The organism is Lactiplantibacillus fabifermentans DSM 21115, from assembly GCF_000498955.2.
Classification (GTDB): Bacteria; Bacillota; Bacilli; order Lactobacillales; family Lactobacillaceae; genus Lactiplantibacillus; species Lactiplantibacillus fabifermentans.
Window position 1 is genome coordinate 14,334 of sequence record NZ_AYGX02000084.1, and the last position, 13,340, is coordinate 27,673.

At 46.9% G+C, this 13,340-nt stretch carries 11 protein-coding genes; 4 read left to right on the forward strand and 7 right to left on the reverse strand.

Features of this window, described 5'->3' with window-relative positions; all coding sequences use genetic code 11:
- The first annotated feature begins 443 nt into the window (after window positions 1-443).
- A complete protein-coding gene (gene asnB, locus DY78_RS08315) occupies window positions 444-2,348 on the forward strand; it encodes an asparagine synthase (glutamine-hydrolyzing) (RefSeq protein WP_024624757.1) in 1,905 nt (634 codons plus the stop codon).
- On the forward strand, window positions 2,348-3,556 hold the full coding sequence (gene dapG, locus DY78_RS08320; RefSeq protein ID WP_024624758.1) for an aspartate kinase: 1,209 nt from the start codon (window positions 2,348-2,350) through the stop codon (window positions 3,554-3,556). Before asnB ends, dapG begins: the two co-directional genes overlap by 1 nt.
- Window positions 3,557-3,622: 66 nt before the next feature.
- Here the strand turns inward: dapG and DY78_RS08325 are convergent, their stop codons facing one another.
- Window positions 3,623-3,934 carry a hypothetical protein gene (locus DY78_RS08325; RefSeq protein ID WP_024624759.1) on the reverse strand — a complete coding sequence of 104 codons (312 nt, stop codon included), beginning with the start codon at window positions 3,932-3,934 and terminating at the stop codon, window positions 3,623-3,625.
- A gap of 673 nt (window positions 3,935-4,607) precedes the next feature.
- Here DY78_RS08325 and DY78_RS08330 point away from each other — a divergent pair.
- Window positions 4,608-6,089, forward strand: a complete 1,482-nt coding sequence (locus DY78_RS08330) for a UDP-N-acetylmuramoyl-L-alanyl-D-glutamate--2,6-diaminopimelate ligase (RefSeq protein ID WP_024624760.1) — start codon at window positions 4,608-4,610, stop codon at window positions 6,087-6,089.
- A 593-nt stretch (window positions 6,090-6,682) separates the two neighbouring features.
- The gene (locus DY78_RS08335; protein WP_024624761.1) at window positions 6,683-7,711 is read left to right on the forward strand and encodes an alpha/beta hydrolase; all 1,029 of its coding nucleotides are present in this window, start codon (window positions 6,683-6,685) and stop codon (window positions 7,709-7,711) included.
- 76 nt (window positions 7,712-7,787) lie between these two features.
- On the opposite strand, the gene DY78_RS08340 is transcribed toward DY78_RS08335, so the two are convergent.
- From DY78_RS08340 to DY78_RS08365, 6 genes are all read right to left on the reverse strand, one after another.
- Window positions 7,788-8,462, reverse strand: coding sequence for a histidine phosphatase family protein (locus DY78_RS08340; protein WP_024624762.1), 675 nt, complete (start codon window positions 8,460-8,462; stop codon window positions 7,788-7,790).
- A 72-nt stretch (window positions 8,463-8,534) separates the two neighbouring features.
- Window positions 8,535-9,269 (reverse strand): deoxyribose-phosphate aldolase, encoded by a 735-nt coding sequence (gene deoC / locus DY78_RS08345; protein WP_024624763.1) that lies wholly within the window; start codon window positions 9,267-9,269, stop codon window positions 8,535-8,537.
- Window positions 9,270-9,556: 287 nt separating this feature from the next.
- Complete coding sequence (locus DY78_RS08350; protein WP_024624764.1) at window positions 9,557-10,120, reverse strand: GNAT family N-acetyltransferase; 564 nt, start codon at window positions 10,118-10,120, stop codon at window positions 9,557-9,559.
- A gap of 53 nt (window positions 10,121-10,173) precedes the next feature.
- Window positions 10,174-10,938: a YibE/F family protein gene (locus tag DY78_RS08355; RefSeq protein ID WP_024624765.1), complete on the reverse strand. Its 765-nt coding sequence runs from the start codon at window positions 10,936-10,938 to the stop codon at window positions 10,174-10,176.
- On the reverse strand, window positions 10,935-12,047 hold the full coding sequence (locus DY78_RS08360; protein ID WP_024624766.1) for a YibE/F family protein: 1,113 nt from the start codon (window positions 12,045-12,047) through the stop codon (window positions 10,935-10,937). The genes DY78_RS08355 and DY78_RS08360 overlap by 4 nt, the downstream gene beginning before the upstream one ends.
- An 87-nt stretch (window positions 12,048-12,134) precedes the next feature.
- Window positions 12,135-13,136 (reverse strand): hypothetical protein, encoded by a 1,002-nt coding sequence (locus DY78_RS08365; RefSeq protein WP_024624767.1) that lies wholly within the window; start codon window positions 13,134-13,136, stop codon window positions 12,135-12,137.
- Window positions 13,137-13,340 lie beyond the last annotated feature (204 nt).

The window sequence follows — 13,340 nt, forward strand, 5'->3', positions numbered from 1 at the left end:
CGGCCAATTCGCTAAGAAATGCTTATATTCCCACAGATAACTTTACTTGCATGCCTGAATCAGGTAAATTAACTACGGAACTAGAGTATCCAAATATAGCGTTTTTACTAATATATGACAGTATCACACCACTTCCAAACGCTAAATAGTGACATTAAAATTCCATTTAACATCACCATTTAGTCGGAAGCCACTGATTTGGTCAGCGTGGTGATGTCCTTAGCGAGCGTTTTTTGCTCGGTTAGGACATGAGCCGACCTGACAGACAAGTGGGTTTTGCTTGGCTGCCAGGCGCCGTGGCGACCGCTTTTTGGCGCCACGGGTTGCTCCACGCTGGCCGAATCAGTGGCTGGAGACGGTCATTAACATCCTGTCATATTCAAAAACGTACTATAATATAGTAACTAAAAATTTTAACTTTAAAGATTGAGAGATGAACATACATGTGCGGTTTTGCTGGTTGCTTAACTGATCGGACGAAAACGGATAACGCGGCGTACGATCAGACCATCCATGAAATGACGAAGATGATTGTCCATCGGGGTCCCGATGATGACGGTTATTTCGCCGACGACAATATTACGATGGGTTTCCGGCGGCTAAGTATTATTGACTTGGCCGGTGGACACCAACCACTTTCTTACGACAATGAACGTTACTGGATGACCTTTAACGGAGAAATTTATAACTACGTTGAATTGCGTGAACAATTAAAGACTGAAGGGTATGAATTCAAGACGAGTTCCGACTCTGAAGTTATCTTGGCAATGTATGCCAAATACAAAGAAAACGCCACGAAGTACTTACGTGGGATGTTTGCCTTTGTTATTTGGGATAAGCAAGAAAAGACGTTGTTTGCCGCGCGTGACCAATTTGGTATCAAGCCATTTTACTATGCCATTCAAGGCGATGATTTCTACTACGCTTCTGAAAGCAAATCCATTTACAAGATTTTAAAGGATAAGACGTTTGATAAGAATGCCATGCAAGATTACATGACGTTCCAATTCGTCCCTGAACCAGAAACATTAACGAAAGAAATCAAGATGTTAGCGCCCGGGTGCTCCTTAACTAAGACGCTCGGTGCCGCTCCACAAATCACGCGTTACTATCACCGCGAATTCCATCCAGTCCAACGTACTGAAGAAGAATACGCGCAAAAGATTAAAGACGCTTTGATTGATTCCGTTAAGATTCACATGCGTTCTGACGTGCCAGTTGGCTCCTTCCTATCTGGTGGGATTGATTCATCGATCATCGTGGCCATCGCCAAAAACTTTAACCCTAACCTCGAAACGATTTCCGTTGGCTTCGAACGTGAAGGTTACAGTGAATTAGATGTGGCCCAAGAAACTGCTGAAAAACTCGGCGTGAACAACCACTCCATGACGATTTCACCAGAAGCCTTCATGAAGGCCTTCCCACATTTCGTTTGGAGCATGGATGATCCGTTGGCTGACCCGGCTGCTGTGCCGCAGTACTTCTTAGCTAAAGAAGCGGTTAAACACGTTAAAGTGGCCTTGACCGGTGAAGGTGCTGATGAATTATTCGGTGGTTACACGATTTATCACGAACCCGAATCATTGAAACCGTTCCGTTACACGAAACCAATCAATGGCGCTTTGAAGAAGATTGCTTTAATGATGCCTGAAGGAATGCGCGGCCGTTCATTCTTAATGCGCGGGACCACGCCGCTTGAAAACCGGTATGTCGGCAATGCCTTCATCTTTGGTGAACAAGAAAAACAAGCCTTCATTAAAGATTACAATCAAAATCATCCGTTCCAATCAATTACGCAACCATTTTACGATGAATCCGTTGACTACGACCCAATTAGCCGGATGCAATTCATCGACATGCATACTTGGTTAAACGGGGACTTATTACACAATGCTGACCGGACCACCATGGCCCACAGTTTGGAATTGCGGACCCCATTCGTTGACCGCGAAGTTTATAACTTAGCGGCTGAAATTCCAGCCGACTTGCGGATCAGTCACGGCACAACCAAGTACATCTTGCGCAAAGCCGTGGAAGACATTGTGCCGGCCCACGTCTTACATCGTAAGAAGCTTGGGTTCCCAGTGCCAATCCGCTTATGGTTAAAAGAAGATGAAATGTACAGCTGGGCTGAACAAATCATCGATGAATCGCAAACTGACCAATACTTCAATAAAGACTACTTCTTGAAGCTCTTGTCCGATCACCGCGCTGGCGTTCGCGACAATTCACGGAAATTATGGACGGTCTTAACGTTCATGATGTGGCACAAGATTTATGTGGAAAGCGATAACTTGATGGACAGTCCCACCGCCAATGCGCACGCGAACGAAATTGAGGAAGCCTAATGGAAATCATTGTACAAAAATTTGGCGGAACCTCCGTCAAAGACGATGCTGCTCGCAAACAAGCGTTGCACCACGTCCAATATGCGGTCGACCAAGGTAACAAAGTCATCGTGGTCGTGTCAGCGATTGGTCGTAAAGGCGCCCCTTACGCCACAGACTCCCTACTCGGCCTCGTGCACGGTGACCAATCCCGGTTAACCAATCGCGAACTCGACATGCTAGTCTCCGTTGGGGAAACCATTTCAACCGCTGTTTTCACGGAAATGGCGCGCGAACAAGGCTTGAATTGTATTGCGATGACCGGCCATGATGCCGGTATCGTCACTAATGACGAATTCCAAAATGCGAAAATTTTACGCGTTGATCCTAAGCCCATCCAAGCGGCCTTTGACGATGCCGATGTTGTAATCGTCACTGGTTTTCAAGGGGCCACGGAAGATGGTCACATCACGACAATTGGTCGGGGCGGGTCCGATACTTCCGCCGCCATCTTAGGCGCGGCGTTGCATGCCAAACGCGTCGATATTTTCACCGATGTTAACGGGATGATGACCGCCGACCCCCGTTTAGTCACCCACGCCCGCTTCATTGAAGCCATTAGCTACGAAGAGTTAGCGAACATGGCACATGAAGGAGCTAAAGTGATTCATCCGCGGGCGGTGGAAATTGCCGAACAAGCCCACGTCCCAATGCGGATTCGGTCGACTTATCAAGCCCCCGATGAACTTGGGACCTTAGTTACCGACCGCACGACGACTAAGATTGAACATTATCGGACCGTTACTGGGATTGCGCATCAAACTAATTTAACGCAATTTACAGTCCCGACCGATAAGCTCAGTTCCAGTCAAATTTTCCAATTGATGGCGCAACATGGTTTGAGTGTCGACTTCATCAACATCACCCAACACCAAGTCGTGTTCAACTTAGTGAACGGTGACGCCGTTGTCGCGCAAAAATTATTGTCCGCGGCGAACGTCGACAATTGTCAATGCATCAGTGACTGTGCCAAGGTTTCCGTTGTGGGGGCCGGCATTACCGGGACTCCTGGGGTTACTGCCCGCATTGTCACCGCTTTAAGTGCACAGCACATCGACATTTTACAATCAACTGATAGCTATACGACTATTTGGGTCTTAGTTAAAGAAGCTGATTTAAAAGCCGCGATGAACGCATTGCATGACGAATTTTTAGGTATTGAAAAATAAGCATTTTAAAAGCGCCGTCAAACCGAAAAATTCGGTTTGACGGCGCTTTTTAGTCGGCATACTAAATTATTCAAGATAACCTTTACGGAATAACATATTAGCCCGATTCGTGCCAATCGGTGCAATTTTGTTCATCGTATCATTCATGGTTTCGTAAAAATCAGCCGCGGCTGGTGACAACTTCGTAACCAGCGCTTCTTGTTGCAAACTAATCATGACGCGATTAACCACTTTAACGTTATAAACGTTCTTTTGGATGTCAGCCATGGCCAATTCCCCGATTTTGCGTTCCCGGTCGGTCAACCCGTCTGCGTCCACATACGTCATCAATTGTGCTAATACGGCTGCATTCTCTTTTTTCTCGCGATCAAAAAACATGTCCCTCGCCTAACCCTTCTGATATCCCCATAGTATGTTGCTCAAAGCAACGTCGTTATCGTACGCTTATAATTCAATTAATACAATCAGTTTACAAACCTTTTTTCAAGGTATCGCCCAGCAATAGATACCCGTCGTAAATATTAATACTAAATGGAAAGTCACCATCGTTAGCGCACTTAATCGAGGTGGCGATTATGCGGCTTTTTTTGCCGGACTTACGCCACCGACATCTTTGAAGTTTCTTGCTTAAATTCGGTTATTAACAGCTAATTTTTGATTGGAATAACTACCATCGAAAATGTTCAATTACAAATTCATATATTTAACGTTATTTTGAAACCGAGCTGAAATTAGCAGTTGGCTGACCGCAATGGAATCGTCCTAAAAGTGGCGTAACGGGATTGGGCCATATCCCGTTTACACCACAGACGCCTTTGGAGACTTGGGCTGTAGGCTCAAAAGCGAGGTTCAAGACCACTTCACAGGCTTGGACCGGTCCCAGGACGATGGAATTACGGTCAGCTAACTGCGGCAATTGCCACTTCACTAATCTTAACAACCAGTTAAGCCGACTTAGAAATTGACCCGAACAGGTGACTTTTCGAATAATTACATGGTATCCTAGACGTACTATATCAGCGTAATTTATAACAAAGGACGTATTCAAATTATGAAAGCAAGTCAATTAATTAATAGCTTAAAATTCAAAACCGTCCAACCCGCGTTAACCACGGATTTCGACGTCACGATGTTGACCCAAGACACCCGTGAAATCAAGCCTGGTGCCATGTTCGTATGTGTCGACGGCTACCACGTCGACGGCCATGACTTAGTCGACCAAGCCGTGAGTGCCGGCGCTAAAATCATTGTGGCTTCTAAACCCATTGACGTCGCCGTCCCCGTTATCTATGTGCAAAACACGGAACGGGCTATGGCCATCTTAGCGGACGTCTTTTATGACGCCCCGAGCCAAAAGATGCGGATGATTGGGGTTACCGGGACCAACGGTAAAACGACTGTTACCCATTTAATCGAACAGATTTATCGTGACCAAAAGCAAGCCACGGGTTTGATTGGAACGATGTATCGCAAAATTAAAGATGAAAAGTTACCGACCGCTAACACGACTCCGGATGCAATCACGACGCAACGGACCTTAGCCGCCATGCGCGATGCTGGTGTCGATACAGTTGCGATGGAAGTTTCCTCAATCGCCTTAGTGTTAGGCCGGGTTTGGGGGATCGACTATGATATCGCCGTTTTCACCAACTTAACGCAAGACCATTTGGACTTCCATAAGACGATGGCCCAATACGCGGAAGCTAAAGCGATGTTATTTGCCCAACTTGGCAACAAGTATGACGCGAATGGCACCGCTAAAGTTGCCGTCTTAAATACGGATGACCCGGTTGGCCGCGAATTTGAACAATATACGTCGGCGCACGTCTTAACGTTTGGTTTAAAGCCGGACGCCATGATTAACGCCCAAAACGTGCAAATCAAGAGCCACGGCACTGAATTCGACTTATCCGTCTTCGGGCATGTCACTCACGTAACGATGAAGTTAATCGGTCAATTCAACGTCTACAACATGTTAGCCGCCTTTTCAGCTGCCTATGCCAGTGGGATTCCGGAAGACCAAATCATTGCTTCTTTGGAAAAGGTCACGGGCGTTAAGGGCCGCTTCCAAGCGGTGCCATCCCATACCGGTGTCAGTGTCATCGTGGACTATTCCCATACGCCAGATGGCCTATTAAACGCCTTAGAAACGATTCAAGACTTCGCCGAAAAAGACATTTATTGTGTCGTCGGCTGTGGTGGCGACCGTGATAAGACCAAGCGCCCGAAGATGGCGAAAATTGCTGTCGAACGCAGCACGAAACCTATCTTCACGTCAGACAATCCACGGACTGAAGACCCGGAAACCATCTTACAAGATATGGTCGCCGGCGTCCCCGATGCCAACGTCCCGGTTTACGTTGACCGCCACGAAGCGATTGCCAAAGCCATCGAACAAGCCCAACCCGGCGATGTCGTTTTAATTGCCGGTAAAGGCCACGAAGATTACCAAATTCTCGGCCGAACTAAGCACCATTTCGATGACAGCGAAGAAGCCGCGAAAGCATTAGCCTTAAAACCAACAATTGATTAATGAATATTTATAAAGTCTAGGCCCAGTGCCTAGGCTTTTTTTAGCTGTCTATTAAGTAGCAGACTAAAGCTATCGAGCGACCGGCGTCAGGTATGCCGGCCACCGTGAAAGTGACGTTATGTTTTTTTGCCAAACTTACACTACGGACGTCTTTGCCGTTGCTTTCTTAATAGTGATTATTGCAGCAATCGGTCTACTATAATTTATCTACCTCAGCAAAATTAACGTCCAATATAACTGGCGTACATAATGGCAGTCACACTATTATTATTTAAAAATCTATTTAGCGCCGGCTGTCCGTAATGGAAGCCGCTATGTAGGTGGTGTAAACGGGATTGGGCTGTATCCCGTTTACACCACGGACGCCTTTTGAGACTTGGGTTATAGGCTCAAAAGCGAGGGTCAAGACCGCTTCTCAGGCTTGGCCCGGTCCCCATAGCGGCTGGAATTACGGACAGCCGGCAGCGGGTATCAAAACCCATATGTCAAGAAAGTGACCAAACTAGCGACTATCTTTGATGAATATTGTCATACGACAATATAATTGGGATGTATACCAAGGCCGGTATCGTTTTTAGAATGGAGGTCTTTTGATGATAAATACTACCGCAATGGACGTCGAACATGTCGATGGTCTGACTAAAATGATTAAACCGATTGCTGCGAATATCGCAGCCGGGCAATTTGATCCGCTCGTTTTAAAGACGCTTGGCGACTTTGCCAAACCCGTAACGCTGGACACCTCGTTAGCTGATTTACGCGCCGGTAGTCTTACTCCGCCAATAAAAGACGCGCTTGATGAACAAGCCGTTCAAGTCACGGATGCCGTAATTACTGCCCAAAATCGCACCATCAACGTTGAATGGTTAACACCCCAAACGGTCATTGGCAACCAAGTGCTCGTTTACTTTCACGGCGGGGCCTTTTATGGCGGCGAACCTGCCAATAATACGGCGCTATTAAAGTTAGTGGCTGACCGCAGTCACTGTGAAATCTTAAATGTCGATTACAGCTTAGCCCCTGAAAATCCAGCACCCGCTGGCATTTTGGATGGCTTAGCCGTAATTCAGTCATTGTTAAAAGATAATCCCAACTTACAAATTGCGATTGCCGGCGACTCCGCCGGGGCCAACATTGCCACCGCCGTCGCCAGCATTAACCGCCAATTGGGTAACGAACAAATCAATCAACAATTATTATTGTATCCAGTGACCGCGCCCGGTTGCGACCATGATAGTGCACTTTGGGACGTCAACGCCTTTCCGATCGTCGCCGACCAGCAAACCCGGTTTAAAAATTATCATGACTTATTTAAACAGCTCGACACAGTCATGACCAACTATTATTTACCCACTTATTTAAGTGCGGATAGCCCCCTCATTTCACCACTCTTACAAACTGACTTGGCGGCAGCGCCCGATACCGTCATCATGGTCGGCGAATTTGACCCTTTCCGCCCGCAAGCATGGGCTTACGCACAACGCTTAGCACAATCCGATGTCGCCACGACTTTCATTCAGTACCAAGGTATGAACCACGCCTTTGGCCCGTTAATCGACCGTTACTGGCAAGCCCGTGACGTTGCCGATGTGCTAACCGAACGCTTAGTAAGTGCCTTTTAAAGTCATCAATTAATGGGCAACTAAAAACCACGTATGAGCGCCAATTATTCGGCGCGCCACACGTGGTTTTGTTATGCTAATTTTTTGGTAAATAGCTCGTTTCATTCCAAGTCTTAATCTTAAAGTTTTGATTATCCATCGTTTCAACAATCGTTAAACTGTCATTGTCGACAATTCCGTGGCCAATCGTGTTCAATTCTTGGCCATCCACAATCAATGGGTCTCGCAATTTTGATAACGGCACGCCCATCAATGTTTTAATCGTCATCGTGGTGACCAAGCCGTGCGAAACGACTAGCAACGGCAATGGATTGGCCAGACCAACTTGGCTCACCGCCGCGTGAATCGCCGCCGTGGTCCGTGTGACAAATTCCGCATAACTTTCACCACCGCCAGCCAAGCCTGGTTGGTACTGGTCAGGATGATGAATCAGTAAGTCGAGTTGGTCTTTGGGCCTGACATCGGCTTCTTTTTGGCCATCCCACGTGCCAAAATCCATTTCCATTAATTGTGGTTCTAAGTTAATCGTCGGTTGCCATTGATTTTCGACCACAATCAGCTTAGCGGTTTCGAACGCCCGCGTTTGCGGACTACTGATGACCCGCGCAAATTGCACGTCTTTTAAATATTGACCCGCGGCGGTCGCGCCCGCCAACCCGATTGGTTGTAACGGCGAATCACTCGAACCCCCTTGAAAACGATGTTCCAAGTTAAACTGGGTCTGACCATGCCGCACAAAATAAATTTGCATCGTTTGAAATCCTCCCTAATATAATTACATTAATATTGTAACCATCTTCGCGAGATTCTCCAAATCACGGGTTTATTGGACAACTTTAGCGTAAGGCCGGTCGATGGCAACCGTATCCACCTGGTCCGTTTGCAACCGTTGTTTTAATACTTCAATAATCTTGATTCCCGCACTACAGCCAATCCGGTCGGCGCCCGCAGCCACCATCGCTAAAAAGGTATCGGCATCCCGAATGCCACCAGCCGCCTTAACTTTCACGGTATCGCCGACCACCGACTTCATCAACCGCACGTCAGCCACCGTGGCACCGCTCGTCCCAAAACCCGTAGCCGTCTTGATGAAGTCGGGCCGAACTTCTTTCGCGATGGTCGCCATCGTTTTAATCTCAGCCGGTGATAAATAGCAGTTCTCAAAAATAACTTTGCACGGCACGTGGTTAGCATGACAAGCAGCCACCATTTGCGTCATTTCAGACTTCATATAAGCCAGATTACCGTTTTTGAGTTCTGTTATGTTAATAACATAATCAATTTCATTAGCCCCATTGGCCATCGCGTCTTGGGCTTCAAACACTTTCGTCGCAATACTGGTTTGACCAAGTGGAAAACTAATGGCGGCCCCCGTATCAATATCAGTGCCTGCTAATAAATGTGCGCACAATTGCGATTGAACCGAATTAATCGCGACCATTTTAAAGTGGTACTGCCGCGCTTCGTCACACAGTTTTTGCATATCCTGAGCACTGGCATCTGCTTTTAAATTCGTATGATCGACTAACCGGCATAAGTCATCAAGTGTATAAGTTATCATTTTAACATCTCCATTAATAAGTCATTACATATTTAAATGATAGCGGTTACTTAGTTGGATGTCAATTTGGAAAATAGAATCTCTGGATAACTCTAAAAGGACTCCTGATGAAATTGCCATTCGTCAGGAGTCCTTTTGGTTTTGCTATTTTTTTGGTTGAAACGTGTGACCACCGGCAGTTTGTTCCGCTTAACCCGGGAGCGGCAACCATGCCCAAAGCCCGGGTATAATTGCCACTCCCACGTTAATGCTCGTAAACTAACCGCCGGTGGTCACACTCTGTTTTAAATCTCTTTAACTAAATGCGCATAAGGATGGACGCCAATCGTTAACGTGCCGGCATCTTCGAAACCTTCCCGGTGATATAACTTCGCCGCCCGGGGATTGCCATCATCGACGTTCAAGCTCAACTTAGTAGCGGCTTGGTCGTTTAGTAACCGCGGTAACGCCGCTAATAAGCGACTCCCGATACCTTGCCCTTGCGTGGCCGGATCAACCGCCAACATGCTCAAATACCATTCGCCAGGCTGCGTTTCACCGCCTAATTCCAACGGGGCGTCAAAACCCGGATGGCCGCCCGAGACTTTTTTCAAGATATTGTTGACGGCGACTTCATTTTCAGCTGGGTGGCCAAATGCCACGCCTAACACGCGGTCGTCCGTGACGGCCACAAAGGTTTGCGCTAACCCACTCAAGTTAGCTGGTAACTGATAAAGTCGCGTTAACATGTCTAATAAGTTGGCCTCACTCACATCTTGTAAGACCGGCATTTCCATATCGCGATAAATCATCGCAATTAATGGTGCAATCTGGGCCCCATCTTGGGGTACTGCTTGGCGAATTTGCATGCAAAAACCTCCTTGATTTTAATGCTTAGCCTAACAAATTTTAATCGATATCGTCAATCTTTTAGCTTTAAGTCATGCCGATGCTGGATGGTCATCACCCAAGTCGTAATCGGCACCGTCAAAATGACGCCCATTAACGAGAACAAGACCATTAAGACTTCGGCGACAAAAATTTTATTATTGATGACACTGCCGAATGAATAATGCAGTCCGGAGAACCAAATAAACAACGCTAAAAAGCCACCAAAAAAGCCGAAAAATAACGTGTTAAAGGTCGTCCCAATAATTTGCTTACCAATGCTAATACCATCAATGTACAGCCGCTTACTAGACACTTGCGGATGGTGGACGATAATTTCACTGAGCCCCGCCGCAATTGCGATACTGGCTTCCGCAATCGCCCCGAGCGTACTCAAGATGGCTTCCGTCACCGCGACGCCGACAAAGGAAACGCCAATGGTTAGCGACATGCCTTCTAAGTCTTCACTATCTTCTAAACTGAAGCCTTGGGCCATAATCCAATGTTCAACCGGAAAAATCACGATAATTAGCCCGACCATGACAATTAGCGCCGCGATATAGGCCGTTTTGGCAGCCAATTCATTGTCTTCACCGAAGAAAATCGTAAACGCTAAAATAACGGTCCCAATGACTAGCGAAACGCCCATCGCGGGGAACCCCCACGAAATTAAAACGACTGCTAAAAACAACAGCCCAAAGTTAAATATCAAACTCAAGAAAGCTGTGGCCCCAGTTTTACCACCGACCAGCACCATTAAGCCAAATAACACTAGTCCTAAAACGGTTATCGTATTCATTGTGCGGGCACCTCCCGTGGCATCAACCGACTCGCCAAGTAACTCGCCACTGGAATCGCTAAGACAATCCCAATCCCCGAAATCAAGCTTTGAACCATCCCTAACGACATATTCATCGTAAAGGTATAGCCCCAGTTATTGCCATTCCGCAAATACAGTAAGGTCATGGCAAACGTGTCCGCCATGAAAATTAAGAATAAGACGTTGATTAACGGTCCCATAATCGACCGGCCAATTTGAATACCGGATTTGAATACTTGATTTGCCGTAATATCTGGCCGCTCTTGTCGCAGCTGGAATAGTGACGCCACAATATCCGTCGATTCATCCATGACTGCCCCTAACGACCCGAGAATCGTTTCCACTAAAAATAATGGTCGCGGTACTTGGGTGACGTATTGCATCGACTCATAAGTCACGCCCCGTTCATGGGTCACGGCAAAGACAATCAAACTAATGACTACCGCTAAGCCCGTACCGGCCATCGTCGCGCCCAAGGTGACCACCATTTGCCGATTAAACCCAATTACTAACCAGAGCGTTAGCACAGCAAAAATCACCGCTAAAATGCCAAATAGACTATAAATGTGACCGCCATTAGTCGCTAAGTCGATTTGAATCGCGGCGTAAAACAAGACCGCATTCAACGTCACACTCAGTAACGCCATCAGCCCACTAAAGCGCATGATTAGTAACAATAACGCCAAGGCTAGCCAGGCGACAAATGCCAAGGCCGTGTCACGTTTCAAGCCTTGAATCGTGACCGCACTGCTGTGGTCGCTCGGAATCCGAACAAACACTTGGTCACCAGTCCGATACTTTTGATCCATCGCTCCAGAGCGCGTGTACGTATTTTTAATCCGATACGTTTTCCCAACGTGGCTTTTATTTAAAATCTTAACAGTCACCCATTGCGTATAAGTTTCGTCCTTGTTATTAAATTCATCACTCGTGGCACTCTTGTTAATAGCTTGGACTTGCGTCACTTTTGCCACCGTTTGGCGATATAAGCCCGCATCGACACGGGTTAACCCCACGCCAATCAGACCAATAATCACGACTAAAATGGTCAGCCAGAACCCCCAGTGTTGCTGTATGTGCTGCTTCACGTTCTTCACCCTTCTCACTTAAGCTAACTTTCAGCTTAGCACTTAACCCGCCGCTGATTGTCATTGCCAACCAATCTTTACCAGAACCTAAGCTTCGACCATTACTTTAAGGGCTTGTAACCACGCCACTTCAATCATATCGTGATTGCGCCGGGCGTACTTTAAACCGCGGTCAATCAAAGCTAAGGCGGCATCAGGATGTTTGGCGACGCGCCATTCATAAGCCGCTTGTAACTTGAAATTAGTCAGGGGCGCGTACCGATGTAAGAGTTGTTGCACACCCGTATCTTGATACCAGCCAATGATTTGCGGTTCCAAGTGGTTCGTCACTAAGTTCCAGTAAATGGTGGCATCTAAATAGCGCGCCAAATCCGCGGGTGGCAACGTATTAAAACTCGGTTCCAAGCGACTGAGCCCCGTCAGTAATTCCGGCGTATCTAAGCCGTGTTGCAAGCCCCATTCTAAGATCAACCACGCTTGGCGCACGATGAAGTAATTTTGATTCCCGCCACCGCGCGGCATGACAATCATATTGGCGTCAAGGTCGGCGACACTGCCATTTTGAACGCACAACGCTTCCGCCACGGCGGTCACATAAGCAGCCGTCATCGCGGCATCGGATTCCCGCGCCGTTTTAAAGTCTTGCGCCGCAGTCGGGCGACCGTGCAAATTCATCGGCAGTAATTGCCCGATTTTTAAGGTGTTTACCCAAATCCAAATAATGAACGCTAACAGCCATAAGTTAAAGCTCAACGTAAACTGGCCAAGCGTTACTAAACTTAAGACGACTGTAATCAAGCTAAATAAGCCACCGCCAAAACAATATAACGCGTGGTTAAACTTAGTGGCGTCAGCATCCGGCATTGCGACTAAGTGTGGATAACTCGTCAAGGGGTGCCGCCATTTCCAGTGACCATTTTCTTTAGTCAGTTGATAACGAAAACCGGCGATTTGAACGACGCGCGCCCCAATCAACCGAAAGCCGACCCATTGGCCTAATTCATAAATTAACGTGGCACCAATTTCACTCGCAATTAACGCCAATCCCAGCCAGCCGACTGTGGCGATAAATTGCCCGGCTACTTGCATATCAATTCCTCCAGTATCTTACTATTCCGTCATTTTAGGTTGGTTTAATTATACCAATATTCGATGAACAAGGTGTGATGCGGCCGATGTTAATCCGTGAAGTTCCACGTTCGATAAGTTAATGTGCTAAAAAAATCTTCGTTATTTTTTAATATGGTAGATTGTAAAATTAATCCGAACGCTGTTCGGACAAAAAAGATCAGC

Excerpts from the sequence above, each read along its gene's own strand:
- asnB (WP_024624757.1), top strand. The coding sequence starts at position 444 with ATGTGCGGTTTTGCTGGTTGCTTAACTGATCGGACGAAAACGGATAAC.
- DY78_RS08340 (WP_024624762.1), bottom strand. The coding sequence starts at position 8,462 with ATGCAAATTTATTTTGTGCGGCATGGTCAGACCCAGTTTAACTTGGAA.
- DY78_RS08335 (WP_024624761.1), top strand. The coding sequence starts at position 6,683 with ATGATAAATACTACCGCAATGGACGTCGAACATGTCGATGGTCTGACT.
- DY78_RS08330 (WP_024624760.1), top strand. The coding sequence starts at position 4,608 with ATGAAAGCAAGTCAATTAATTAATAGCTTAAAATTCAAAACCGTCCAA.
- DY78_RS08350 (WP_024624764.1), bottom strand. The coding sequence starts at position 10,120 with ATGCAAATTCGCCAAGCAGTACCCCAAGATGGGGCCCAGATTGCACCA.
- DY78_RS08355 (WP_024624765.1), bottom strand. The coding sequence starts at position 10,938 with ATGAATACGATAACCGTTTTAGGACTAGTGTTATTTGGCTTAATGGTG.
- DY78_RS08325 (WP_024624759.1), bottom strand. The coding sequence starts at position 3,934 with ATGTTTTTTGATCGCGAGAAAAAAGAGAATGCAGCCGTATTAGCACAA.
- dapG (WP_024624758.1), top strand. The coding sequence starts at position 2,348 with ATGGAAATCATTGTACAAAAATTTGGCGGAACCTCCGTCAAAGACGAT.
- DY78_RS08365 (WP_024624767.1), bottom strand. The coding sequence starts at position 13,136 with ATGCAAGTAGCCGGGCAATTTATCGCCACAGTCGGCTGGCTGGGATTG.